The sequence below is a fragment of the Hathewaya histolytica genome, from assembly GCF_901482605.1.
Classification (GTDB): Bacteria; Bacillota; Clostridia; order Clostridiales; family Clostridiaceae; genus Hathewaya; species Hathewaya histolytica.
This window is the reverse complement of the sequence record NZ_LR590481.1, coordinates 536,794-561,509: the sequence shown is the minus strand read 5'-3', so window position 1 is coordinate 561,509 and position 24,716 is coordinate 536,794. Positions and strand designations below refer to the sequence as shown.

The 24,716-nt window shown below is 27.7% G+C and carries 28 protein-coding genes; 1 reads left to right on the top strand and 27 read right to left on the bottom strand.

Annotated elements, in window-relative coordinates; genetic code table 11:
- Nucleotides 1-147: 147 nt before the first annotated feature.
- The 7 genes from aroF to FGL08_RS02540 form a co-directional block, all read right to left on the bottom strand.
- On the bottom strand, nt 148-954 hold the full coding sequence (gene aroF / locus FGL08_RS02570; protein ID WP_138209316.1) for a 3-deoxy-7-phosphoheptulonate synthase: 807 nt from the start codon (nt 952-954) through the stop codon (nt 148-150).
- Between the two features lie 160 nt (nt 955-1,114).
- The gene (locus tag FGL08_RS02565) at nt 1,115-1,294 is read right to left on the bottom strand and encodes a hypothetical protein (RefSeq protein ID WP_138209315.1); all 180 of its coding nucleotides are present in this window, start codon (nt 1,292-1,294) and stop codon (nt 1,115-1,117) included.
- Between the two features lie 329 nt (nt 1,295-1,623).
- Nucleotides 1,624-2,055, bottom strand: coding sequence for an N-acetyltransferase (locus FGL08_RS02560; RefSeq protein ID WP_138209314.1), 432 nt, complete (start codon nt 2,053-2,055; stop codon nt 1,624-1,626).
- A gap of 58 nt (nt 2,056-2,113) precedes the next feature.
- Complete coding sequence (locus tag FGL08_RS02555; protein ID WP_138209313.1) at nt 2,114-3,382, bottom strand: class 1 isoprenoid biosynthesis enzyme; 1,269 nt, start codon at nt 3,380-3,382, stop codon at nt 2,114-2,116.
- Between the two features lie 237 nt (nt 3,383-3,619).
- Entirely contained in the window at nt 3,620-5,284 is a 1,665-nt protein-coding gene (locus tag FGL08_RS02550) for an amino acid ABC transporter ATP-binding/permease protein (protein WP_138209312.1), read from the bottom strand.
- A complete protein-coding gene (locus FGL08_RS02545) occupies nt 5,277-7,019 on the bottom strand; it encodes an ABC transporter ATP-binding protein/permease (RefSeq protein ID WP_138209311.1) in 1,743 nt (580 codons plus the stop codon). The genes FGL08_RS02550 and FGL08_RS02545 overlap by 8 nt, the downstream gene beginning before the upstream one ends.
- On the bottom strand, nt 7,009-7,401 hold the full coding sequence (locus FGL08_RS02540; RefSeq protein ID WP_138209310.1) for a YbaN family protein: 393 nt from the start codon (nt 7,399-7,401) through the stop codon (nt 7,009-7,011). Before FGL08_RS02540 ends, FGL08_RS02545 begins: the two co-directional genes overlap by 11 nt.
- 396 nt (nt 7,402-7,797) lie before the next feature.
- Between FGL08_RS02540 and FGL08_RS02535 the strand changes: the two genes are divergently transcribed.
- Complete coding sequence (locus FGL08_RS02535; protein ID WP_138209309.1) at nt 7,798-8,742, top strand: phosphoglycerate dehydrogenase; 945 nt, start codon at nt 7,798-7,800, stop codon at nt 8,740-8,742.
- Nucleotides 8,743-8,805: 63 nt separating this feature from the next.
- On the opposite strand, the gene FGL08_RS02530 is transcribed toward FGL08_RS02535, so the two are convergent.
- The 20 genes from FGL08_RS02530 to FGL08_RS13530 all read right to left on the bottom strand — a co-directional run bounded on the left by FGL08_RS02530 (nt 8,806) and on the right by FGL08_RS13530 (nt 24,395).
- Nucleotides 8,806-9,483, bottom strand: a complete 678-nt coding sequence (locus tag FGL08_RS02530; RefSeq protein WP_138209308.1) for an ABC transporter ATP-binding protein — start codon at nt 9,481-9,483, stop codon at nt 8,806-8,808.
- Nucleotides 9,483-11,120: an ABC transporter permease gene (locus tag FGL08_RS02525; protein WP_138209307.1), complete on the bottom strand. Its 1,638-nt coding sequence runs from the start codon at nt 11,118-11,120 to the stop codon at nt 9,483-9,485. Before FGL08_RS02525 ends, FGL08_RS02530 begins: the two co-directional genes overlap by 1 nt.
- Before the next feature lie 88 nt (nt 11,121-11,208).
- Nucleotides 11,209-12,270 (bottom strand): Fe(3+) ABC transporter substrate-binding protein, encoded by a 1,062-nt coding sequence (locus FGL08_RS02520; RefSeq protein ID WP_138209306.1) that lies wholly within the window; start codon nt 12,268-12,270, stop codon nt 11,209-11,211.
- Nucleotides 12,271-12,661: 391 nt separating this feature from the next.
- Nucleotides 12,662-12,979, bottom strand: coding sequence for a hypothetical protein (locus FGL08_RS13535; protein WP_243117928.1), 318 nt, complete (start codon nt 12,977-12,979; stop codon nt 12,662-12,664).
- 111 nt (nt 12,980-13,090) lie between these two features.
- Nucleotides 13,091-13,402, bottom strand: coding sequence for a hypothetical protein (locus tag FGL08_RS02510; RefSeq protein WP_138209305.1), 312 nt, complete (start codon nt 13,400-13,402; stop codon nt 13,091-13,093).
- A 413-nt stretch (nt 13,403-13,815) separates the two neighbouring features.
- Nucleotides 13,816-14,358, bottom strand: a complete 543-nt coding sequence (locus FGL08_RS02505; protein WP_138209304.1) for a hypothetical protein — start codon at nt 14,356-14,358, stop codon at nt 13,816-13,818.
- 160 nt (nt 14,359-14,518) lie between these two features.
- Entirely contained in the window at nt 14,519-14,884 is a 366-nt protein-coding gene (gene cdiI, locus FGL08_RS02500; RefSeq protein ID WP_138209303.1) for a ribonuclease toxin immunity protein CdiI, read from the bottom strand.
- Nucleotides 14,885-15,233: 349 nt separating this feature from the next.
- Nucleotides 15,234-15,545: a hypothetical protein gene (locus FGL08_RS02495; RefSeq protein WP_138209302.1), complete on the bottom strand. Its 312-nt coding sequence runs from the start codon at nt 15,543-15,545 to the stop codon at nt 15,234-15,236.
- Nucleotides 15,546-15,834: 289 nt separating this feature from the next.
- Complete coding sequence (locus FGL08_RS02490; protein WP_512698493.1) at nt 15,835-16,248, bottom strand: PM0498 family protein; 414 nt, start codon at nt 16,246-16,248, stop codon at nt 15,835-15,837.
- A gap of 727 nt (nt 16,249-16,975) precedes the next feature.
- Nucleotides 16,976-17,398: a hypothetical protein gene (locus tag FGL08_RS02480; protein WP_171011927.1), complete on the bottom strand. Its 423-nt coding sequence runs from the start codon at nt 17,396-17,398 to the stop codon at nt 16,976-16,978.
- A gap of 384 nt (nt 17,399-17,782) precedes the next feature.
- Nucleotides 17,783-18,325 carry a DUF2247 family protein gene (locus FGL08_RS02475; RefSeq protein WP_138209300.1) on the bottom strand — a complete coding sequence of 181 codons (543 nt, stop codon included), beginning with the start codon at nt 18,323-18,325 and terminating at the stop codon, nt 17,783-17,785.
- 247 nt (nt 18,326-18,572) lie between these two features.
- Nucleotides 18,573-18,818, bottom strand: a complete 246-nt coding sequence (locus tag FGL08_RS02470; RefSeq protein WP_138209299.1) for a hypothetical protein — start codon at nt 18,816-18,818, stop codon at nt 18,573-18,575.
- Between the two features lie 948 nt (nt 18,819-19,766).
- Nucleotides 19,767-20,159, bottom strand: coding sequence for a ribonuclease toxin immunity protein CdiI (cdiI, locus tag FGL08_RS02465; RefSeq protein WP_197733542.1), 393 nt, complete (start codon nt 20,157-20,159; stop codon nt 19,767-19,769).
- A 346-nt stretch (nt 20,160-20,505) separates the two neighbouring features.
- Entirely contained in the window at nt 20,506-20,781 is a 276-nt protein-coding gene (locus tag FGL08_RS02460) for an Imm8 family immunity protein (protein ID WP_279232961.1), read from the bottom strand.
- Nucleotides 20,782-20,843: 62 nt separating this feature from the next.
- The gene (locus FGL08_RS13305) at nt 20,844-20,987 is read right to left on the bottom strand and encodes a hypothetical protein (protein ID WP_171011958.1); all 144 of its coding nucleotides are present in this window, start codon (nt 20,985-20,987) and stop codon (nt 20,844-20,846) included.
- A 78-nt stretch (nt 20,988-21,065) separates the two neighbouring features.
- Entirely contained in the window at nt 21,066-21,410 is a 345-nt protein-coding gene (locus tag FGL08_RS02455) for a hypothetical protein (RefSeq protein ID WP_138209297.1), read from the bottom strand.
- Between the two features lie 96 nt (nt 21,411-21,506).
- Complete coding sequence (locus FGL08_RS13645; protein WP_279232933.1) at nt 21,507-21,632, bottom strand: hypothetical protein; 126 nt, start codon at nt 21,630-21,632, stop codon at nt 21,507-21,509.
- A 50-nt stretch (nt 21,633-21,682) separates the two neighbouring features.
- Nucleotides 21,683-22,060, bottom strand: coding sequence for a ribonuclease toxin immunity protein CdiI (gene cdiI, locus FGL08_RS02450; RefSeq protein WP_138209296.1), 378 nt, complete (start codon nt 22,058-22,060; stop codon nt 21,683-21,685).
- A gap of 175 nt (nt 22,061-22,235) precedes the next feature.
- A complete protein-coding gene (locus tag FGL08_RS02445) occupies nt 22,236-22,739 on the bottom strand; it encodes a hypothetical protein (RefSeq protein WP_138209295.1) in 504 nt (167 codons plus the stop codon).
- A gap of 987 nt (nt 22,740-23,726) precedes the next feature.
- Nucleotides 23,727-24,395 (bottom strand): hypothetical protein, encoded by a 669-nt coding sequence (locus tag FGL08_RS13530; RefSeq protein ID WP_243117927.1) that lies wholly within the window; start codon nt 24,393-24,395, stop codon nt 23,727-23,729.
- Nucleotides 24,396-24,716 lie beyond the last annotated feature (321 nt).

Genomic DNA, 24,716 nt, shown 5'->3' with positions numbered 1-24,716 from the left:
TCTAAGTTTTTATATTACTATAATACCTTATAATTCTCTTTTTTAAAATTCATACAAAGCATTATATGCAAATTTCTAAAATTCTTTAAAATAAACTTTCCACGTTAAACATTGTTATTTTTCATATCTTAAACTCTTTTTAATCCTCTAAATATTTTTATTTTGAATCCTTGCAAATTCCCTTAAATCATTTACTAACGCATTAAACTTCTTCGGTTTTAAAGATTGATTTCCATCACATAAAGCTTTCTCTGGATTGTTGTGGACCTCTATAATTAATCCATCAGCTCCAACCACAACAGCTGCCTTTGCTAAAGGTTCTACCATCCACCATAACCCCGATCCATGGCTTGGATCCACCACAACTGGAAGATGTGTAAGACTTTTTAGTGCAACCACTGCACTTAAATCTAAAGTGTTCCTTGTAAAGTTTTCAAAGGTTCTAATTCCTCTCTCACAAAGAACCACATTCTCATTTCCACCAGCTAAAATATACTCAGATGCCATTAAAAATTCTTCTATAGTGGCAGATGCACCTCGTTTTAAAAGTATAGGCTTTCTTGTCTTTCCTAATGCCTTTAACAGTTCGAAGTTTTGCATATTCCTAGCTCCAACTTGAATCACATCAACTTTCTCTTCAAATAGATCTAAATACTCTGTAGACATAATCTCCGTAACTATTGGTAAACCTGTTTCTTTTTTAGCCTCCAATAAAAGAGAAAGACCATCACATCCTAACCCTTGAAAACTGTAAGGTGAAGTTCTAGGCTTAAAAGCTCCTCCTCTTAAAAATTTTGCCCCACTTTTCTTAACATCTCTTGCAATAGAGACTATTTGCTCCCTACTTTCAACAGAACAAGGCCCTGCAATAAGAGCTATATTCCCTCCGCCAATTTTGCTATTACCTATGGAAATCTCTGTATCTTTATGGCCTTCATATTTTTCATACCTCATAATAATCCTCCTTAAAATAATATATAAAAAAATAAGATACAATTCTAAATTACTCTTAATTTTTTACCCATAAAATAATGTAAAAAAATAAGAGACCCCGAATATCGAGATCTCTTACTTGAAAAGTCTATTAAAAGATATATACTAAAAAGTTATACTCCTAGTGCCCTAGGGTTAAACCTATAATATACTTCTCATAAAATTTATAGAAAGTACCATAGAAAATCTCATTAAAAAAGCTAATTATTTTTTTGTAAGACAAAAAACCATTACCACCAAAGTAACGGCACCAATAAAAATGATTAACTTGTCCTACAAATGCCTTTTTAATACTTTCCACAGTAATCCTCCTTCCATAAAATTTATGTATATAATAAAATTATACAATGATTCTAATTAATTCTTTCTAAATTAATACAATTATATTACACTAACTATTTAAACGTCAATACAATATAAAAGCATATTAATTTTTATAATAGATATCTTTATCTGTATATGAAATATATACATGCCTAACTGATAATATACTATAAATCTAACCTTTTATTAATTTATATATAATATATAAAGACTTAATCATTTATTAATTAAACTTTATAGTATCTAACTTTATCCATTATTATATGCACTAAGTTTTAAATTATTGACTGTTTTTTGATGGTTTATTTATTCTTCTTCCCATAACATTATGTACTCCATAAAACTAGAATCCTCATTAGGATGCTCCACGTTTATATTAAAACTGCACTTCTTATAAAAATTCACAGAAGATGTATTATCTTTATAAACAGCAAGCTCTAATCTAGGATATAGGGACTTGCAATGATTTATTAAACTCTTCCCAATACCTTGTCCCTGATAATCATCTAGAACAAACAATGCACCAATAAATGAATTATCTATAATACTTATAAATCCTTTAATTATATTATCTTCTTTATACACAAAAGTTGTAGATATAGGAATGTATTCATCTTTAACAAGATTATAATTTTTAACCCAATAATCCTCTTCTATGAAATTATGAGCAGTAATATTAGTCTTTAACCAAATATCCATAACTTCTTCTATTTCAAAATTCTCTAGCTTTTTAATCATATTTTATCCCCCTAAAATATTATGCTTTTAGTATATAATCAATCCTATCCCATTATCTCTATGCACTGAAAATATACTCCATTACCTCTTTAAATCTCTTGTCACCTAATTTCCGCTTAGTTCTTTTTAACTTTTTATTTAAGTTCTTGTTCAAATTAGTCATATATTTTAAAGTGTAAGGCAAGTAATTTTCAAACTCATTCATAAATTTACTGCTATATAACTTTTTATTCTTAGTTATAGCAAAATAAACAAAATGCATAGCTCTTTTAACTACAAAGTTTTCAAATATTATATTTTTATCCTTATTTACTTTTGCTAAATCTTTTAATATATCTACCGTAAAACCTAATAAATTCTTTGTTAGATTATCTAAGTTCCATCTATGACCTACTTTAGTTACTACTGTGTTATGATTTTCTCTAATATCTTCTTCTATGTCCTGAATATCATCGACTATTTGAAGAGCTATTCCAAAGGAAAATAAGAAATAAATTTCATCCACATTTAATTTTCCTTTCACAAGATATCCATCAACTAATACAGAAGTACCACCTTTTTCTATGGATATATCCAAAAGTTCTTTTTCATTTAAAGAATTTTTCTCACCTTGCTGATGCAAACTTTTCTCTTGTGCATTTTGAATAGCTAATAAGCTTTTGAACACCTCATCATATTTAATTCTTTCAAACTGTTCCTCTATCTTTGAAAGTAATATAACTACCTTTTTAGAAATATCATCCTTAGGATAAACTTTCTTTCCTTCTAGCTTTTCTTTAACTAATAAATTGAATTCTTTCTTTTCTTTAGATGAAAGTTCGCTACTATCTAAATAATTATCTGTATATGGATATAGAAGGCTATAAGCAAAAATTCCCTTAGTAAGCCCTACTTCCTGATCAAATATAATTTGAAGTAAGACTAAAGCCCACACATTTCTCATGGCTTGCCATATTTCTTCATAAGATAATTTAGAGTCAAAACTTTTAGAGCTCTTAGTAAACTCTCCCATAACCTTTAAAAACTTATCTATATAAGGTTCTAGCTCCTTTTTATGTTCTTTAGAGTATCCCCTTAGAGAAAAATCATAAGCAAGCTTTTTAAATTTTATTCTCCAAAGTATTTTTTCATTTTCTCCCTTTGGAAAATCTCCTAAAAACTCAAAAATATTATCAAGACCTTTTTCCGTCTCTTCCTCTGCTTTTATTTTATCTTCATATGTAATAACATTTAGCATAGGAAAATCCACGGTAGTATCCATCCACTTTTGGTAAAAATGTTTAGTTAGTTTATGTATGTTTAATATATCTAAAGCTTCTCGCCCCATGCTATTCTCCTTATGATAATTTTATTTAACGTATTTAAAACTTAATTAATTCTCTAAATAACTATTATACAATAATTATATTAAAAACCCCTAAAAAAGTATAAATAAAGTATTTGGATATGTTAACTATAAAATTCCAATATAAAAACTCATGCTATGTTTAAAATTTAAAAATATTATTTCCAAAGCAAAAAGGTATATTAAATTAAAAAATTTAATATACCTTAAAATTATATTCTAACTTATTTTGCTAACATTCGTATGTTCAACCTTATAAACCTCATCTGCTATGCCAACTGTAGACAATCTATGTGATACTAGAATAACTGTCTTATCCTTTGCATAATCCTCTATACTCTTTAAGATTACTTTTTCATTTAAGCTATCTAAATTACTTGTAGGCTCATCTAAAAGTAGCATATCTCCATTGTGCAAGAATGCCCTTGCAATTCCAAGTCTTTGTCTCTCTCCACCTGATAGATTATCCCCAAGTTCTCCTACTTTTGTTTTATATCCCTTAGGTAGTGACATTATGAAATCATCTATGGAAGCTTTTTTAGCAGCCTCTATTACTTCTTCTATAGTTGCATCTTTTTTACCAAGCTTAATATTCTCTTCAATAGTATCATTAAAAAGGAATGTCTCCTGGGTTACAAAGCTTTGAGTATTTCTTAAAGCTTCTGTGTTTATATTTCTTATATCCTTATTTCCTAAGACTATTTTTCCCTTTGTAACATCCCAAAATCTCATAAATAGTTTTAATAAAGTACTCTTTCCTGAACCACTTTCCCCTACTATTCCGTAGACCTTTTTCTCTTCTAATTCAAGATTAACATTCTCTAAAATATAATTATCATCATATTTAAAGCTTAAATCCTCTGCACTTAAAGCACCTTTTGCCTCCCTTTCCCCATTAGTTACATCTATAACTGCTGGTTCTTCTTCTAATAAGTTTAAAACTCTATCTCCACAGGCTAAGGTATGAACTAAGTTGTTAGATAAATTGCTTAATGCTAAAACTGGCCCAAAGGAGCTTGCCATAGCTATGGTTGAAACTATAACTTTATCAAAGGTAATCTCTCCTTTCCCAAATAAGTACATTGAAGTAAATAACATTATACTAATAAATCCTAAAACGGAAGCATCATTAAGTCCCCTTATAATTCCCTCGTGGTTTTTAATTTTCTTAAGTTCAAGATTTAAATCTTCTCCCTTAGAATTTATCTCTTTTAATCTTTTATCTCCTAGATTAAACATTATAATTTCTTTCATTCCCTTTAAGGAATCTAAAACAAAACTATTCATCTTTCCAAAAGAATTTCTATATTTCATTCCTGCTTCTCTTCCTATTTTAGAAGTAAAATATGGAATAATAAATCCTATAGTAAAATACCCTATGACAGAAACTAGTGCAAGATATGCGTGAATCCTACCAATATATATAACCATAATTATAGAAGTTAAAAATCCTATACTAATCGGTGCTATAGTGTGAGCATAAAATACCTCTAGTAATTCTATATCACTAGTAATTAAAGAGATAAGGTTTCCCCTCTCTTCCCCCTCTAGTTTTGCAGGTGATAAGTCTCTCAACTTTTTAAATATTTTATCTCTTAAAATAGCTAATAATTTAAAGGCAATATAGTGTCCTGTATATTGTTCTAAATATCTTAATAATCCCCTTGAAACTGCAAAGATTATAAGTAAAGTAAAAATCTTTTTCATTGAAATGCCCATAGAAAAACCTAAATAAGAGGCAAGTCCTACTCCTCCATAAATAGTTATAAATATAGATGCTAGGAATCCTAAAACTCCCATGGTTATAGTAATTAACATTATATGAAGTAGGGGTTTAACTAAGCCTATAAGTTTTCCCATTATGTTAATGCCAGACCTACGCATGCTCTACACCCCCTATATTTTCTAAAACCTCTTGCTCACGAACTAAATTAAAGTAAAGAGATTCCCTTTCCATAAGACTATGATGATTTCCTTCTTCCTTTATTTCACCCTTTGATAAAACATAAATTTTATCTGCAATTTTAACATTATAAAGCCTATGTGAAATTAAAATTATAGTTTTATCCTTTGAAAGCTCTGAAATTACATTCATAATTTGATCTTCACTTTCTACATCAATATTAGAAGTTGCCTCATCAAAAACATAAATTTCACTATTATAAAGTAAAGCCCTAGCTAGTGCCAACCTTTGCTTTTGACCTCCTGATAAATTTGATCCTCTTTCTTTTATTTCAGCTTTTAACTCTTTATCTTGAGACAGTACAAAGTCATATAAGTTAACCCTTTTTAAAGCCTCATACATTTCTTTTTCCGTTGCATCAGCTTTTCCCATTCTAAGATTTTCCTCAAAGGTGCCAGCAAAAATATAACTATTATGAGTGATTAAACTAATATTTCTCATTAACTGTTTTCTAGGTATATCTCTAAGCTCGTGACCATTTAAAAGCACATTTCCGTCATAATCCTTATAAAAACCTAAAATTATATTGGATATAGTGCTTTTTCCACAACCAGAAACCCCTACTAATGCAGTAATTTTTTTGTTTTCTATATTTAAATTTATATTTTTTAATATGTTTCTCTCTTTTTCATAAGAAAAATCTAAATCCTTAATTTCTATATTTATGTTTTCTAAATTCTTTACTTCTTCCATATTGTTTTTCTCTTCTTCCATATCTAAAAGTCTAAAAATCTTTTCAGAAGCTGCTATACCATTCATAGCAATGTGGAAAAATGAACCCAAAAGTCTTAAAGGAATAAAGAATTCTGCTGATAATAATATAATGGAGAAAGCACCACCAATAGAAACCCTACCTAGTGCAGCCTCTCTAAGGGTTATAATTATACCTAAAGCACTTCCACCAAAAGCTATCAAGTCCATTATATTAATAGAATTTAACTGCATAGATAAAACCTTCATAGTTATTTTTCTGAAGTTTTCTGCCTCTTCATTCATCTTAATATTTCTATCTTCATATCTATTATAAATTTTTAAAGTAGTAAGTCCTTGAAGATTTTCAAGGAATGTATCTCCTAGGTTTACATATATGCCCCAGTATTTAGATAGAAGTTTTTTTGCAAGCTTCATTATAGCTATAATAGATACAGGAATTAATGGCACGCATAATAGTAACACTAGGGCAGTCTTAAAATTAATAAAGCTAAGTACTATAAATAAAGTTATAGGAGCTAAAAGACTATAGAAAAATTGGGGAAGATATTTTCCAAAATAAATCTCAAGTTGTTCAACCCCATCTACAGTAACTTGTACCACCTCAGAGGTAGAAACCTGTTTATTATAATTTATTCCCAAAGCCAATAACTTTTTATATATAGTATTTCTTAAATTTAATCTAGCCTCCACAGAGGATTTATATGAAAATCTAACAGACATATAATCACATACAAATCTTACAATTATAGCTGATAATATAATTAGCATGGTGCTTATAGTTCTACTTTTATCTAATCCAGACTTATAAGTAAATTCAACATAATAGCCAATAGAAATTATAGTTATTATATTTAGTATTAAGCTAATCCAGTTCATTAAAACATTTAAAACAATCCATTTCTTAGACCCTTCTGAAAGGGTTAGTAAGCGTTTATCTATCATAATATGGCAACCTTTCTTTAGTTTTTATTTTAAATATAAAATAGTAATACTTAGTTATCATAAGAACTACTATAAAAATTCTTAAATGAATACTTTTACTGAAAATAAATGTAAGCATAAGCATAGAAGATGCGAAAGCTAATATACAAATTTTACTCTTTAAAGGCATACATCTATTTTTAGAAAAATCTTCAACATGTTTTTTGTATAACTTAGTTCCTTTAAACCAAAAATAAAGTCTATCGGAAGATTTACAGAAGCAATAGGAAGAAAGTAATAAAAATGGTGTAGTTGGTAGTACTGGTAAAGCTATTCCAACTAGACCTAATACAAGAGAAATAATTCCAACAAATAAAAACATAACTTTTTTAAACTTAAACATAAAATCCCCCTATACTTAAATTATTCTTCTTTAAATATACTTTGTTTTGTATTGGCTATTTAGTTTTAAATTTAAACACCTACCTTCCATCTATAGAACCTTTATTTAAAGCCATTTATCTTAGGTCATTTTTAGATTTATAAAACTAAACTCTAATATTTATAATAAAATCACCCTAAAATTAAACTTTTCCATGATAATAATTATCATTTTTAATTCGCACATATATTAAGAGATTTATATCTAAATGTCAAGGGTATTTTTATGCTTTATACATGAATTTACCTAAAACTTGTTCCCAAAAATCAATAGAAACAATATAAATATATTAGTGCATTTTATATCTTCAAAAATCCTATAAAAAATGAGACAATTAAATCTATGGAGGTGTTTTAAATGAAAAAATTATTAATGACCTTTGGATTTATAAAAGGAAGAGAAGAAGAGCTTAGAAGTTTAGGCTATAAAGTATTTATTGAAAGAGAAAATTCCCTAGAGTTTAAAGATTATATGAAAGAGATAGATGTAGTAATTGGATATGACACCTTTAGCATGGTAGATTTAAATAAATTTGAAAACCTAAAGTGGATGCAACTAAGCAGCGTAGGTTTTGAGCATCTTCCAAAGGATAAAATTAAAAATAGAGATATACTAATTACTAATAATAAGGATAGCTACAGCATTCCCATAGGAGAGTGGATAGTATGTAGCATTCTCGAACTTACCAAAAGAAGACCTATTGCTTATGAAAATAAACTAAAAAAGAAATGGAAAATTGACTTTAAGGTAGAAGAGCTCTATGGAAAAACCATAGGTTTTATAGGCACAGGAAACATTGCAAGGGAAGCTGCTAAAAGATTAAAATCCTTTGGAGTAAACATAATAGGAGTAAACACAAAAGGCAAATGCGTAGAGTACTTTGATAAATGTTATTCCCTAGAAGAAATGGACAAAGTACTAGAACATAGTCATGCTGTGATAGTTACCATACCTCACACAAATAAAACTCATGGCCTAATAGATAAATCAAAACTTGAAAAACTTCGCAGTGATGCAATTTTCATAAACGTATCAAGAGGAAGCATTATAGATGAAGATGCCTTAATTAATCTCCTTAAAAATAATAAAATTAAAGGTGCTGCCCTAGATGTATTTAAAATAGAACCTCTACCAGAAGATAGCCCACTATGGAATCTAGATAACGTAATCCTAACTTGCCATAATTCCTGGATAAGTGAAAACATAGCAGAAAGACGCTGGCAACTATTCATAGAAAACTTAAAAAGATATACAAATGGAGAAGAACTATTAAACATAGTAAATTTAGATAAGGGTTATTAATTATAATACTAAAAAAGTAGTTACGAACTGTGTATAAATCAGTTTATAACTACTTTTATTTTCTTATATAACTTCCTTAGGATCTCCAAAAGCTATAATATTCCCATCCTTTAGTATGATAACTTTATCTGCAATAGCTAGTGCATCTTCTTTATCATGGGTTACAAATATTGAGGTTATTCCTATTTTGTTTATTATATCCTTAAGTTCACCTCTTATTTTTCCTTGAAGATTAGCGTCCAAATTACTAAAAGGCTCATCTAAAAGAAGAATTGATGGCTTAGGTGCTACTGCTCTTCCTATGGCTACTCTCTGCTGCTGTCCCCCACTTAATTCATAAGGATATCTCTTCTCAAAGCCTTGCAAATCTATTAGTTTTAGCATTTCTTGAACTCTATTGTTCTTTTCTTCTCTTTTCATTTTTTTAAGTCCAAATTTTATATTTTCTTCTACGGTCATGTGGGGAAATAATGCATAATCCTGAAACACCATTCCTAATCCTCTTTTCTCTGGAGGAAGAAATGTATCTCTGTCCAATATAGCTTTTCCATCTATTATAATTGTTCCCTTAACATTTTCCTCAAGCCCTGCTATTAACCTTAATATTGTACTTTTTCCACTACCACTTTCACCTAGTATTCCAACTGTTTCACCCTTTTGTATTTCTATATTAAAATTTTTAATAGTCTCTCTTTTAGAATTTTTATATTTAAAGCTTAAGTCCTTAACTTCTACAAACATTATTTCGCCTCCTTATCCTTTCTATACATTAAGTAAATTGAATATATACTTACAAGAATTATTACTAGAGAGGCTACGGCTGCCTCCTGTATCATTTCATCATTGGCATATTCAAAAGTCTTTGTAGCTAAAGTGTTAAAATTAAAAGGTCTTAAGATAAGGGTTAATGTAAGTTCCTTTATAACCTCTAAGAAAACCAAAGCAAATGCACTTACAACTGCAGGTTTTATCATGGGCAAGTCCACCTTTAAAAAGCTTTGTATATCATTATGCCCCAAGGTCTTTGATGCCTCAAAAAATCTCTTTCCTACCTTCTCAAAACCTGCCTCTATAGATTGGTAACCTATAGCTAAAAAACGAATAACATAGGCAAATAAAAGCATAAAAATACTTGTACTTAAAATTAATTTATCTGAATTAAGATTTATTAATTTATATAGGGGATAAAATACATTATCAAGCTTTACAAATAAAAGTATAACTCCTACAGCAATTACTGATGCTGGTATGGAGTATCCTAAAAGAGTTATCCTTGACACCACTTTGGATAAAGTCCCCTCTTTTATTCTTGAAAAGTTCCCTATTATAAGAGCCATAATCACTATGATTAAAGAAGAAACTACAGCAGTCCATAGAGAATTAAATATTAGAATGAAAAATTGAAAACTTAGTATTTTTTCATAAGTCATAGTAGTCCAAGATAAAAGCTGTAAAACTGGTATTATAAAGCTTATTAGAAACACGGTGATACATAGTATAAAAGCCATAGCTCCATAGATTCCATTTAATCTTTTCCTTTGAATTGGCCTTATCTTGCTATTAACAAAACTATATTTTTTTCTTCCTCTAAGTTTCCTTTCCAAAAAAATCATGACAAATACTATAAACATAAGTATTGAAGATAGCTTGATAGCAGAGTCTAAATCTCCCATAGAAAACCATGACGTGAATATTGCCTTGCTTATTGTAGATACTCCAAAGTAAGATACAACTCCATAGTCATTTAAAACTTCCATTAATACTAAAGACACTCCCCCTATAATTGCAGTTCTTGATATAGGTATTATTATTGTTACAAATATCTCTAAAGAGCCTTTCCCTAAAACTCTTCCACTTTCTATAAGTTCTGCAGACTGCTTTTCTAGAAATGCCCTAGTAATCATATAAACATAGGGAAACAAGAAAATAGTAAATATGAAAACTGCACCTTTTATAGACATTATATCTAAGGTCTTAGGAGATAAATTTATATTAAAATTTTCTCTTAAAACCCTCTGAACTATGCCTGTGTAACTAAGTATGCCGTTATATGTATAAGCTCCAATATACGGTGGTATAGTTAAAGGTAAAAGCAATGCCCACTTAAAAAACTTTCTAAAGGGAAAATCATAAACAGAAATTATAAATGCTAGCAATGTACCAATAACCATGGTTAAAATCCCTGTAAATATCATTATCTTAAACGTATTTATAAAATAATCTTTTAATAAATAGTTTTTAATATGTATCCAATTCTCATTGCCCTTATTAAAAAGATTAATAATAATATCTACATTAGGTATAATTATCATTAGTGCAAAAATAGAACTTAAGACACTCCATATATTAATATAAGATTTCATTTTACCTAATCTCATTATTTCAATTTCACTTCCTTTACTTAATGTAAAAAACAGCCCTTAGGCTGCTTTCTACATATGGAATTTAGATATTATTTAATATATTCTACTTCCAATTTACTTTATTAAATATTTCTACAGCTTTTTTATTGTTCTCACCTAATTTTGATAAGTTAATATCTTGAGTTTTAAAGCCTCCCCAAGATTTAAGTAATTCAGATGGTTCTACTTTTGGGTTTACTGGATACTCATAGTTTCCGTCAGCAAATTGCTTTTGTGCATCTTCACTAGATAAGTATTCAACTAGCTTTAAAGCATTATCTTTATTACTTGCATTTTTAGTAATCCCTGCACCACTTACATTAATGTGAGTTCCTGTAGTTTCAGTGTTTGGGAAAAATACTCCTACTTTTTTAGCTACTTTAACCTCTTCTTGGTCTGAAGAATTTAACATTTTCCCTACATAATAAGTGTTCATTATAGCAACATCACCAGCTCCAGCTACAATAGCCTTTGCTTGATCTCTATCATTTCCTTTTGGCTCTCTTGCTAAATTGTCAACTATGCCCTTAGCCCACTTCTCAGCTTTTTCCTCACCATTTATCTCAATGAATGATGCTAATAAAGATTGATTATATACAGCTGATGAAGATCTTACTAGCACTTTGCCTTTCCACTTAGGCTCTGTTAAAGCTTCGTATGTTGATAAATCTGAAGGTTTTACTCTATCCTTAGAATAAACTATAACTCTTCCCCTCTTTGTTAAAGCATACCACTGATCGTCCTTGTCCTTTAAATTACTTGGAACATTTTTAGCTAAAACATCAGATTTAACTGGCTGTAAAAGACCTTTGTCCTTCGCTCTATGTAATCTTCCTGCATCTGCTGTTATTAATAAATCAGCCTTAGTATCCTTACCTTCTCTTGCCATTCTCTCAATAAGTTCATCGGATTTTCCTTCTACTATATTAACTTTTACACCGGTTTTCTTAGTAAAAGATTCGAATATGGCTTTATCTGTATCGTAATGTCTATCTGAATATACATTAACTACCTTGCTGTTTTCTGTAGCTGCAGATTCCTTATTAGTTCCCTTTCCACAACCTGTTAATACTAATGAAGCTGTAAGTCCCACTGCAAATAATGCTGCAATTAATCTTTTGTTCATATGGTACCTCCCTGTATAACGAAAGCTGATAATCTTTCGTATTTAAGAATAATTTTCATTTTAGGATTATATAATATTTCTTTTACTATTAAATGTCAATATTAAATTGAAATAAGGTAAAATTTATCATATATAAGATTTATTTTAGATACCTAATTCTCCTGTAAATATAGCTATTTCCTTGTTTTTAATTATGTATATAATTTTATTATTCAATCTTGTTTTCTTCCATAGATTCGCAGTTCATGGCTTAAATACTCTATTATGTACTGGCTATTTATATTGATAAAAAAGAGTTAATATCTTGTTATAAAAGACATTAACTCTTTTCTAATTATATATTTACTTTTTACTCTTGGATATAGCTTAATAATTTATCTAGAACACCCATCTAAAAATCGAAAGAATCTGTACACTGAAAATCTTCATTATTAACAACTTGCTTTTCATTAATCATATTTAAAAAATATTCAATTGTATCTTTCAATGCTTCTTCTACAGTTTCACCATATCCTACTCCTGGAAATGCACACCCATCTTCATCTTTAAGCTGCAGATTTGTATATCCTATATATCTTCCATTTTGCCTTTCATAAACTTTAACTTTAAATTTACCATATGGTGTTTTTAATGTTTCAGCAACATTAAATTCTCCAACACATTTTTCAATACTTCCTATCCCCTGGATTTTTATATTTCTCCACTCCATTATTCTTCTACCTCTTTCCAAATGATACTATAGTTCTATCAGGTACTAAATAATATAATTCTATTTTTATATAGTCAATTCATTCTTTGTTTTGTATTAAGTTATATATTATTAGTTAGATTGACTCCACTTCCATGCTATTCTCGCATATTCTACACATACATATGATAATCCACCTTCTAGGTCAGAGGTATCCACTCTTATTGAACCTCCTTCCCCTAAATTCTTACCTGATGCTAAAAATGTATATATATTATCTTCTCTTTCTCCGTCTAATTTAAAAATTATTACGCCTGAATCTTTTCTTATTTCATTCATGATTGGGAAAAATTCGTCAATCCCTTTCAAACTATCTAATTTACCCCCATATCCGAAGTCATTTGACATTTTAATAAATTGCTCTTTGTATTTTTCTAAATCCATACTAGAACCCCCTTAAGGCTTTTGCAATATCTTCAACAGAATTTAAATTAATTCTTGCATAATTTTAAAACGTACAATTGCTTATTAATGTTTAAAATGTTATTAACAAACTTACTAGTGTTTTCTAATATAGAATTGATAATCTCCATATTTAATATAATCTATAATTTATTACCATATTTAACATAATAAACTCAAATTGACCTTCAATATTTGTAAAATCATCAAATTCTTCTATTGAGTTATTTTTAATTCTTTCAATTGTTCCTCTAGTATATTAAATCTAATTTTCACAAATCCTTCAAAGATTAATATCCAAAATCTTTGAATTAACTATCTTCTAATTATAAATTTAAATTTATTTTTATCTTATTTTTGTAGTCAGTTTTTATAAAATTTGTAGTCAGTTCAATTTAAATACTATGTATCTTTCTATATAATTTAGCCATTATTTTTGTATTAAGTAGTTCCGGATTAATTTTACCAACTTCTCTTATATATTGATTTGCTTTTATTTTTACTTTACACTTAAACTCGCTAAATGAAATGATTACTTCTTTCCAAGTTGGATATTTAAAACCCTCTTTTTTAACTACAATAAGAAAATCACCATTATTTTCTCCTGAATACTTAGCAAAACTCACTGTTAAAACATCGTCATTTCGAATAAATTCAGGCCAACTGTCAACACACTCTATTTCTTTTAAAGCAACATATTTTGATTTTTCTTCTAATATCAATATTACATCTATTAATAAATCAAACCAAAGTGTTATTAATTCATAGCCTACTTCAAATTCATTTAACTTATTTTCATGATAATATCCCTCAATATTTCCATCAAAATTAAGACAAAAAAAACCTTCAACATCAACTCCATCAGTATCAAACTGATGTGTATTAATATTACTTAAATATTCTGAATCATCTACAATTCTAAAATTAATATCAAACATTGTATCACCTAATTTCTAAATATAAAGGAGTAATCTTCTTCTGGTAAATTCCCTTCAATAATAACTGCTAATTTAACTGCCCCTTGTATAATTCATGGCATAAATTATCATCTACTCCTATGTTAACATGTTCTTATTAAAAACGTTAACTCTCTTCTAATTATAGATTTAAATTTACTTTTATCTTATTTAAATATTCATATATAATACCTTTTTCTTCTGAATGTTTTTCAACATACTTTTCACAAACATCAAGTAAGTATTTATAAAATTCTTTGTAAGTTAATATAACTATGCAATCTTTTTCTACTGCTGGATAATCAAAATAATATGCTACTCCACTTTCTCCAAAGTAATCTTCTTCCCATTCTTCGTATTCATTTGCAAAGCAACACCAAATACCCTTTATTCCGAATCCTTCCAACTTCGAATAATTATCTAATGCATCTATTAAATACCCATCTCCTATATGAATATAATAATATTCTATATGATTTCTAATATCATTTTTGTCATTTAATATCATAATACCCTCCTATTACTTTAGTGTTGGAAAAAAGTTTGTTATTTCTCCTGTTATCCCATCAATATAACCTTTTAATTTTAAACCATTATCAAAAAATCCAATTATTGATCTACCATCAGTACTACTTCTCCTTAAAGATATCCTTTCTTCATTGCTTTTTTACCCATTGTAGTAGCTAATTGCCACTAATTTTATTTAGGTTTATAAACTGTTTTAGGTTACGGAATATTCTTATATTGTATATACATCTCCGAACAGTTGATGTGGAAAATATTATTACACACAACATTTAACTAATTTTTATGAATTTTATATTGATTTCAAGTAATCTTATACGATTAAGTGAAACTTATTTATTCGTAGACTCTATTAAATTTATGTATTCATGTACATATTCATTTAATAAACTTAAATCCCTGCAGCTTTTTTGTAAAATTGAATTATTCCATTGATAATCTTTTATAACAGAAACTCTAAAATTTCCGTCTTCATCAAGTTCAGGATACCACCCCATATGTATAGGATAACCATTATCATAACTAACTTGTAGAAAATCTTCTTTTAATAAATCAATCTGCTCTTCTAATGGAATATCCTTATTTACATAAAAATCAATATACTTTTTATTTACCTCTTTACCAAAATCAACATTTTCAAACAAGTTTACTCACTTTCCTAATATATTTAGATTTTATATTCAACTTTCGTTATTGAATGAGCATATATTGTTCCTCCTCTCATTTCAACGCTGATATATTTAGTTTCAGTTCCAGCACTAGCACCAATAACATCATCAAACTTCATAATATCTCATATCTCCCCTTTAGTTACGAGCATACCTTTTCTCGAATGTTATAATATCTGTTCCTAGGTTATATTTAGCTGGTCCACTTTTAATTTATTTTATGGAGTTAACTACTACATTTTATTACAGTAAATACTCTAGCATATTAAAATTCTTTAACCATTATAGCTTCATTCTTATATTCGTCTAAATCAGCTTTTAACCATGAATTTTCATTTTCTCTAATTACATGAAATCTCATAGTAACGTACCCTTCTCTAAAACTAAGAATTATACAGAACTTGTATTGAGGATATTCTATTTTTAATTTGTATTTCCATGTATCCACAATAATTTCAGCTAATTGCAAAATTCCAATTTCATCAGAATAATCAATATAATCATTTATTCTTATTTCATTGCAACTAGCCTCATAGCCTGTTCTATCCCTAAACATAGAAAGTATTCTTTTGAAATTTACATTTTCCACATTAATTTCATTATTCATATCAATTATAATGCAGTCATGTACCTCTTTAAAGTTTGGGATCATTATTTTAGATAAATTATCTGTATTTATTTTAATTACTTATTCTTTTTTAAGTTTTGCTTTTCCTAATAACTCTACCATATTTTTATTAGTTCTAATCAATATAATTCACCATCCTGTTTTGTGATTATAAAATTGCTTTTTTTCAACATCAAGGTACCATTTTGTATTATTGTGCTCATGTAATGAATTTTACTAGGTGTTTATCCTGGCAGAATTTTAAACATATATCTAAAATTAATTTTAATTGTTTTTTAGTTAAAAAGTATGTATTCATTGAACAAAGAACAATACGCTATTCAACACTATATTGACTAATTTTATATTGTTTAAATAACTGATTCTATTACTATGTAGAAGACTATAGTCTCATTTAGAATGACTTGAAAATATATAGATACAACCTTTGTCTTTTGAAGAAAACATACTTTTAGCAATTTCAGATAAAATTTTAGTTCCAAATAATTATATAAACTTAAAACATCAATAAATTCTTCTTTGTTTTCGATATGCTACACAGTGTACTTCCCTTAACTCCTGTATAAAATAGCAACATCACAATTGCTTTATTTCTTTTACTGACTTTTTCCTTTATGTCACCAGTAGCTACTAAGTACATATTTAGTCTATGTATACTACTTATATTTTTATTGATTATTAATAGTTTGTAGTTGCTTTCTACTAAAAAGTTCTTGTAACCAACTACATAGAATCTTTGTAAAGCACCATTTTATATCATAAAATATATAGCTAAAGTTTAATCCCTAAAACTTTCGATCCATAAATTAAAATATTGTTTTTGTTCAGCTACAGAAACACATTCATTGATATTACTAGGCTCAAAAATATCAACTACATCTCGTTGAGTAGCTTGTTTATGAATTGTTAATATATATGCACTCCTTCCAGTGCCCATGTTTAACTGCATTGCAGATGGATACACATTTCTGTTTGCTCCCTTACATAATATCTGTATTCCATCTTGTTCTAATCCTGTCCTTAATTTTGTCAGTGCATCAAAATAATTTTCTTCACTACACTCAATTATGCTACTACAATAATGTAATTCTAATTTCACATTCTCTTTATTATCTAAATGTTCGTCATATAAATATAATTCTGCGTCTTCCACTTTATTGACATTGGTTTTTAGTCCAATTTCAATTATTTGTTCAAGCATATTACTTTCCTCCATTAAAATTATATTTTCTTTTGCTTTAGGTGAAAAAGGGGCTAAGGTGAAAGTATTTTTAACCTTATTAAGTTTAAATGTATTTTAAAAATTATCTGCTACTCTACTCCCTTTGACCTACTCACTACTTTATTTAGATAATATCGTAAACTAGCAATATTATATTCTAATGAAAATATAATATTAACCGCATATCTTAAATTCTGTATCAACAATTCTATCCTAATCTCCTTCTCCATCAATTATTTTCAGAATAATTATATATACATTTTTATTAATATTGTATACAATATATCATGATTTTTTAAAAACCCCACTATTCATGCAACTCTATATTGCTTGATTAGTGGGATTTTAATATCCTATAGACTCTTATAAGTTTATTTTATTCCATTCAATTTTGATAAAATCATCTATTTTATCAATCATATGTTGTTCATTTTCTTCTACACCATACTTACATGGATTGTAATCATCATCTGGTGGCATATATTTAATAAAACCTCTCATTTCTACAGGGTAATTGAAATCCGGATAAACAATTTCCATCTTATCAAGAAGATTTGAATTATTAGATTCATGTTCTCTCAATGTTTTTATTATGCAATATCGCCACCTTCTAATGGTAGTTTCATTATCTTGAGTGTTTTGCTCTGGAAGTTTCTTTAAAACACTATTGAGCAAACTTAATGTTAATTCCCTATCCTTAGTCCTCCATGCTAATTCATATATTTCATCAATACAAGTTTGTGAATCATTCGTTAAATATTCTTCAGCAAATTTTGATACTGATTCTATATCTAATAGAAATTCTTTTATACCCCAATGTACATCAGACCAGGTCATTTTTAAGTTGCAATTTTTAAACAAATCAATAGTATAAATTTTAATCACCTCATTTCTTAGGAATTGCATTTGGCTTTCCTGTTATTCCAACCCCTTGAATAAATCGTCTATGGGTAACGCCCTTCGCTACATCCGTATCAACAATCCATTCAAAAATACCTTTTTCCCATTTAAACTTCCTTCTATTTGGTACAATTGTCTAGTAACCTTATCAACACCAACTAACTTGAGTTTTTGTGCATAACTTGCATAATTATCTATGATATCATTAAATGCATTTAAGCCATCTGTTTTTAATGCACTTCCAGTACGTATATTATAATACTAGATTTTTAATATCTATACTCTTACCCGTCCCCTTATTCCTCTTAGCATTCCTAAGGTTTTCCATATCTTCGCCTAAAAGATGTTGAGAATGTATAGCTCCTGCTTCTGCAACTACTGCCATTACCATGCTAATAGCTACCTCTGCTATGCCCACTCCTACAATTGAAGATGTTCCTCCTGTTGGAAGAGCTGCAATACACCTGCACCTGCTGATTCTATTGCTACACCTAAGCAAATACCTGATTGTAAAAATTTATCAATATCTCTAGAAGTAAAATATACTGTAAATACACTATCAACCATAGTTTTACTAACATGAACTTATGACCATATTGTGGTAAATGACTATTTGCAAGATCGGTCAATTTCGCATCACCTTTTACTGGTCCTAAAAATAAATTATTATCAACACTTATTATAACACCATGTATAAGGTTTTTTATGTCCTCTTTTGAACTAGTTATATATTCTAATTTTATTTTAAATACTTATTCTCCCTACACCCATTATAGCTTCCAAATATCTAATTATTCCACTCAGCTATCTTGTTTATATATCTTATTTTAATAATTCCTTTTATTTTTAGTGCTTCGCTATCTTTTTCTACTACATATATTATGTTCACAATTCCATTAACTTTTAAGTGGAATTATTGAAACTAGAATTTGCTTATCTTTCAGCTTATGATAGTTTTTAATCCTAGTTATCCTATCTTTTAAATATATTTCATTAGAAGAAAGAAGATTAATTCTCCATTTACTGAAACATTAACCTTTTTAACTTCTTTCACTGCATTATTCAAGTTATGAATTAAAATTTTTAATATTGATTATTGGTTTTTTACAATATCAATAAATAAATCTTTTATGTATTCACATTAACTTATCTTTTACAGTCACTTTATAACTAATATGAATTATTCTTCATTTAACAATTTTAACCCTTTCCCCATGGCATTATTTTGTATTTATTTAATTAATTATTCTTTATATACAGATATAGCAAATTTAATAAAAACTGTATCTGCCAAAATTTTTCCTAACATAAAGGAATAATCTTCTTCTGGTAAATTTCCTTCAATAATACCTGCTAATTTACCTGCCCCTTGTATAGTTACTAGGCATAAATTATCATCTACCCCTATGTTAACATGTTCTTATTAAAAACGTTAACTCTTTTCTAATTATAGATTTAAATTTACTTTTATCTTATTTAAATATTCATATATAATATCTTTTTCTTCTGAATGTTTTTCAACATACTTTTTACAAGCATCAAGTAAGTATTCATAAAATTCTTTGTAAGTTAATATAACTATGCAATCTTTTTCTACTGCTGGATAATCAAAATAATATGCTACTCCACTTTCTCCAAAGTAATCTTCTTCCCATTCTTGAAATTCATTTGCAAAACAACACCTTAATTCTTGAGATATTGCATCACCTTCAAATTTTGAATGTCTTTCAAGTGCTTTTATTAAATGTTTTTCATTAAAAAATATCATATTTTTATAATACAACTTTAGATACTTATCTCTATCTTCTATGTCATCTATGTACATACTTTTATCATACATAAGATTATCTCCTTTATATTTAATAAAAAAAATATAGACGTTATCAAGATATCGACACTTCAGTTACAACTATATTTTCTTTTGCTACACCTCTGAATGTACATAAGTAATACTTCGCCTATTAGGTTAAAGGCTACATGAGGTAGTAACTTTTAGAAAGTATTATTAAGAAAAATAAATACTTTCAATTTTTTATTTTTAAGTGGTCTCACTTTATCCTACTACATATTACTTGTTCATTCTGGTTCTCGATTTCAAGTAGAATTATTAGAGCTAGGATTTTCTTAGGTTTTAGCTTATGACGCTTTCATAAGCTCTGTTATCTTAGTCCATTAATTTTATTCAATTAAACTTGATTTTTAAAATAAACACTAATTTCATTAAAAATATCGTGCTTATTATTTTCTGAAACCTCTCCATCAATTAACTTTTCTATTTTATTACATACTGATCTCTTATTATAATCATTCATAATGAAATATCCTTTTCCTATCTCAACTTCATCTCTCACTAACATTTTTTTAAGTTTTTTAGGGCTTACAATATCAAAAGAATAGATTTCTGCTCCTATTTCATATTTAAAACCAATATCTACTTGACATGATAGGAAAAAAACATCTATATCTTCCCATATTTCATTAATTACATTATAAGCTTTTATCTCTAACTACATCCATTCTCCTCCTATTTATCTAAAATATCAATATGAACATTCTTTAATTGTTTATTTGTTATATCACTGAATTCATTTATACCCTTATAACTTTCTATTAAGTTAGCTCCCCACATACCTTCTCTAAATTTATATTGAATCCTAAAAGCTTTCATCCCATCCTACTTGAATATTTAATTGTATTTTTAAAATTTTCTGTGATAAATTATTAATATTTTAATACTACAACTTTCTTAAATTAATTCAACTTCACCACCTATAAAAGTAATAACTGATATATATCCGTCATCCTGCAATACAATTTCTATTTTATATAAGTCATTTTCCGTACTATAATCAAATTTTAATATATTATCATAATCAAGCTCATCCTCATTTTTCTCTGCATCCCATTGATAATTTTTAATATATTTAAATTTTATTTTCTTATTAACTAACTCTTTATCACCTTCTCTATAATATTTTTGCTTCCATTGGCATAACTCTATTTCAATTACTAATTCTGATTCTTTATGTATTATTGATATTACATTGCTATCATGAAAGTTATACTTTTTTAATAATTCCATTATTGACACTTACTTTCCTCCTTCGAAACCGTCAGCACCTTCTACCCCTTTATCATACCTAACCTTTAACCCTGTTTCTGGATTATAAATATCCCTTGAAGTAGTTCAGTACGCCATCTCAGGATGAGTTAAATCTTGCCATCCTTCACTTAATAATTGATTTAGTGTTTTAGTTCTTATATTTTCAATTTGTGTTTTTATATCAATGGATTTACCTTTACCATTATTCATCTTACTCCTACGTTAACATGTTCTTATTAAAAACGTTAACTCTCTTCTAATTATAGATTTAGATTTAAATTTACTTTTATATTATTTAAATATTCATATATAATATCTTTTTCTTCTGAATGTTTTTCAACATACTTTTTACAAAAATCAAGTAAGTATTCATAAAATTCTTTGTAAGTTAATATAACCATGCAATCTTTTTCTAGTGCTGGATAATCAAAATAATATTCTACTCCACTTTCTCCAAAGTAATCTTCTTCCCATTCTTGAAATTCATTTGCAAAACAACACCAAATATTTTCAACACCAAATCCTTCACAATTACTATACTTATCTAAAACAAACAATAACTTTTCATCTCCTATAACCCAATAATATAAATTTAATAGTTCTTCTATCTTACTTTTATTTTTATTATTTATTATCATTTTATCTCACTATACTTTGTAGATTTAATCTTAAAGTTGCTTATTGACGTATTTCTCACTACCTTGTTAAAATAATAAATTTAGTTTATTTTTATTTTTTTATTCATTTAAGAAGCTTATGAAATACTACTTATTATGAGATTAAAACCTTATTAATTTCTCAGTAACTTGTAAACTATATCAATGCTTTCTTAAGTATGGTTTTATTTTCTTCACTAATATTATTAACTCTTAATCCTACAAGTAATTTATTATCATCTAAATAGAAATAAACATTATCATTCTTTAAACACTCACTAATTCTATTTTCTAAAAATATTATACTTACACTTTTGCTTTCTATATATACTTTTAATGTCCCATTTTCATTTGTATAGATCTCATTAGTAATATTTTTCAAATCCAATATTGGACTTCCTTTAGATATATTAAATTTACTCCCACAATAATAATCTACTTCATATACATTTTTACATATAGTTAATGTTATAGAACGTATATCTTTCTTATGTTGTCCTATTCCTATTTCCATTAATGACCCAACAAAATCTCCTGTTCTCCAGTATATAGTTGGTTCTTTTGAAATATTCCACACTCCAAATTCTATGTTTAGTGGTGTATATATATCAAATTCAATATTTTCTTTTTTAGCTTGTTCATATTCAATCACTTTTAACATCTTATACGACTACCTTTCATTTAGTTATGGTCTGTAAACTATATGTTTTATTACTAGGAATAATCCATCTCCTCTTGGTTTACTAAAATTTAACAAATAAATCATCATCTACTCCTATAATAATACCATGTATAAAACTTTTAAAATCATTCTGTAAACTTTGTATATGCTCTATACCTGTTTGTGATATTAAGTTATTTATAAATACACTTACATCAGTAGCTTTTTAAATTTAATACACTCTTGTTCACAGTCTTTTAAAACTCCATTTTCTGATGTGTTATCTTTAAACAATTAAATCTTTATAAAATGTGATTTATCATCTAAATCTTTGTTGCGTAAATTAATTATCAACTATTTTGTAGTCAAATTAATCCTAATTATACATTGTTTTAGATTAACTATATAATCTATTTTTTTAATTCCATATACTCATTGTAGGACAATATGTGCACCCCATATATTCTGACTTGTTATGAATGCAAATATATCCAACCCCTTCACAGTATATTGGTTTTTCATTTTCTTTTTTAAGCTACAATACATTTCTAATAAAACATGCTTCATTATTATATTACCTTACTCCTTTTAATAGTCATGTTTAGTTGAAACCCTCTTGTATCATCATTTTTTAATGCGATTTTCTCAATTTTCATATCTAACATTATATAGTCGCTTATTCTTGCTTAATATTAAATAAAAATATCCATACTATTGTAGTATCTATATTTCAGTTAAAACCATGTTTTCTTTTGCTTGAGATGAAAAGGGAGATAAAGTGATAGAGTTTTAAAAAATATTTCTTAATCTCATCAACTTAAAATCACTTTTTAAATTTATCTACAACTCTTCCCCCTTTCCCCCTACTACCTACATTATTTAGATTATGCAGTATTAAATTTTCCTACTCTTATTGATTTAACTATATTCTGTTATTACTATTTTTTATACAGTTAAGTGAGTTATAGTTTTGCATTTAGTTATGCTTTAATCATTAAGTAATTCCACTCCAACTTGTGGATAAAATTTTAATCTTATTCTTTTTCCATCACTAATATGTATAATTAAAACTCCATCAACTTTTTCTATAGTTTTTACTTCTTTTAGCTTACTATTAAATATAATATTTTCTTTATAAGATAATGTTAGCTCTGCTAATTGAGCATAAACATTCATAAATAGTGTGACTGAAAAATCTTGATTATCTTTATATGAATATATTAGCTCTCCTTCCTCAACACTTCCAATACTAACCGGTTCACTATTAAATAATTCAAACATTTCATATTCATCATATTTTATATACATATCATTCCTCCATTGTTTGGGTATTACGGTAATTATATCACTATTTCCACTAATAATTACTTTTACACTATCTGTTGTATGTGCGAATGTATCTGGTCTATTTCCTAGAATTGGTTTAGTATTTTTAATAGCATCCTCTATTACACTAGGTGGAATATTTCTAGGGTCAACATATTTATATATAAATTTTGAATATTCTTTTGTCTGAGGCACCAATCCTTTCTCCTTAGCAATCTTTTTTGCTCTCTTATAAAGTTCTGCTTTTACTTCTGGTGTATTAGGTGCCATTCTCTCCATAGCATGCTGTGAATATCTCCTTCCATTGATAGTTCCTCCTCCAACAGGCATATCCCATCCTGCTTCACCTTTACTTATACCCTTATTCCTCTTAGAACTCCTAAACTTTTCTGTATCTTGGATAAATTTGTCGTGAGTTTATAGCACCTGCCTATGCAACTAATAGCATTATCATACTAATAAATATCTTGGTTATAACTGTACATGCTTATGCTTATACTATTCCTGTCCCTATACAAATACCTGATTACATACATTTCTCAATATCTTTAGAATTACGGTATGATGTAAATACACTATAAAGCATAGTTTTACTAGCATGAATTTCCAAGTCTCTAGTTATTCTATTCAGCTATCCTATTTATATGTTTT

What these genes read in the sequence shown, in the direction of transcription:
- FGL08_RS13530 (WP_243117927.1), bottom strand. Translation starts at nt 24,395, where the DNA reads ATGCCTGTTGGAGGAGGAACTATCAATGGAAGGAGATATTCACAGCAT.
- FGL08_RS02540 (WP_138209310.1), bottom strand. Translation starts at nt 7,401, where the DNA reads ATGTTTAAGTTTAAAAAAGTTATGTTTTTATTTGTTGGAATTATTTCT.
- cdiI (WP_138209296.1), bottom strand. Translation starts at nt 22,060, where the DNA reads ATGATAATAAATAATAAAAATAAAAGTAAGATAGAAGAACTATTAAAT.
- FGL08_RS02475 (WP_138209300.1), bottom strand. Translation starts at nt 18,325, where the DNA reads ATGCAATTCCTAAGAAATGAGGTGATTAAAATTTATACTATTGATTTG.
- FGL08_RS13645 (WP_279232933.1), bottom strand. Translation starts at nt 21,632, where the DNA reads ATGAATAATGGTAAAGGTAAATCCATTGATATAAAAACACAAATTGAA.
- FGL08_RS02525 (WP_138209307.1), bottom strand. Translation starts at nt 11,120, where the DNA reads ATGAGATTAGGTAAAATGAAATCTTATATTAATATATGGAGTGTCTTA.
- cdiI (WP_138209303.1), bottom strand. Translation starts at nt 14,884, where the DNA reads ATGATATTAAATGACAAAAATGATATTAGAAATCATATAGAATATTAT.
- FGL08_RS13305 (WP_171011958.1), bottom strand. Translation starts at nt 20,987, where the DNA reads ATGAAAGCTTTTAGGATTCAATATAAATTTAGAGAAGGTATGTGGGGA.
- FGL08_RS02555 (WP_138209313.1), bottom strand. Translation starts at nt 3,382, where the DNA reads ATGGGGCGAGAAGCTTTAGATATATTAAACATACATAAACTAACTAAA.
- FGL08_RS02445 (WP_138209295.1), bottom strand. Translation starts at nt 22,739, where the DNA reads ATGTTAAAAGTGATTGAATATGAACAAGCTAAAAAAGAAAATATTGAA.
- FGL08_RS13535 (WP_243117928.1), bottom strand. Translation starts at nt 12,979, where the DNA reads ATGGAGTGGAGAAATATAAAAATCCAGGGGATAGGAAGTATTGAAAAA.
- FGL08_RS02530 (WP_138209308.1), bottom strand. Translation starts at nt 9,483, where the DNA reads ATGTTTGTAGAAGTTAAGGACTTAAGCTTTAAATATAAAAATTCTAAA.
- FGL08_RS02480 (WP_171011927.1), bottom strand. Translation starts at nt 17,398, where the DNA reads ATGCTTGAACAAATAATTGAAATTGGACTAAAAACCAATGTCAATAAA.
- aroF (WP_138209316.1), bottom strand. Translation starts at nt 954, where the DNA reads ATGAGGTATGAAAAATATGAAGGCCATAAAGATACAGAGATTTCCATA.
- FGL08_RS02560 (WP_138209314.1), bottom strand. Translation starts at nt 2,055, where the DNA reads ATGATTAAAAAGCTAGAGAATTTTGAAATAGAAGAAGTTATGGATATT.
- FGL08_RS02510 (WP_138209305.1), bottom strand. Translation starts at nt 13,402, where the DNA reads ATGGATTTAGAAAAATACAAAGAGCAATTTATTAAAATGTCAAATGAC.
- FGL08_RS02545 (WP_138209311.1), bottom strand. Translation starts at nt 7,019, where the DNA reads ATGATAGATAAACGCTTACTAACCCTTTCAGAAGGGTCTAAGAAATGG.
- FGL08_RS02535 (WP_138209309.1), top strand. Translation starts at nt 7,798, where the DNA reads ATGAAAAAATTATTAATGACCTTTGGATTTATAAAAGGAAGAGAAGAA.
- FGL08_RS02505 (WP_138209304.1), bottom strand. Translation starts at nt 14,358, where the DNA reads ATGTTTGATATTAATTTTAGAATTGTAGATGATTCAGAATATTTAAGT.
- FGL08_RS02550 (WP_138209312.1), bottom strand. Translation starts at nt 5,284, where the DNA reads ATGCGTAGGTCTGGCATTAACATAATGGGAAAACTTATAGGCTTAGTT.
- cdiI (WP_197733542.1), bottom strand. Translation starts at nt 20,159, where the DNA reads ATGTATGATAAAAGTATGTACATAGATGACATAGAAGATAGAGATAAG.
- FGL08_RS02520 (WP_138209306.1), bottom strand. Translation starts at nt 12,270, where the DNA reads ATGAACAAAAGATTAATTGCAGCATTATTTGCAGTGGGACTTACAGCT.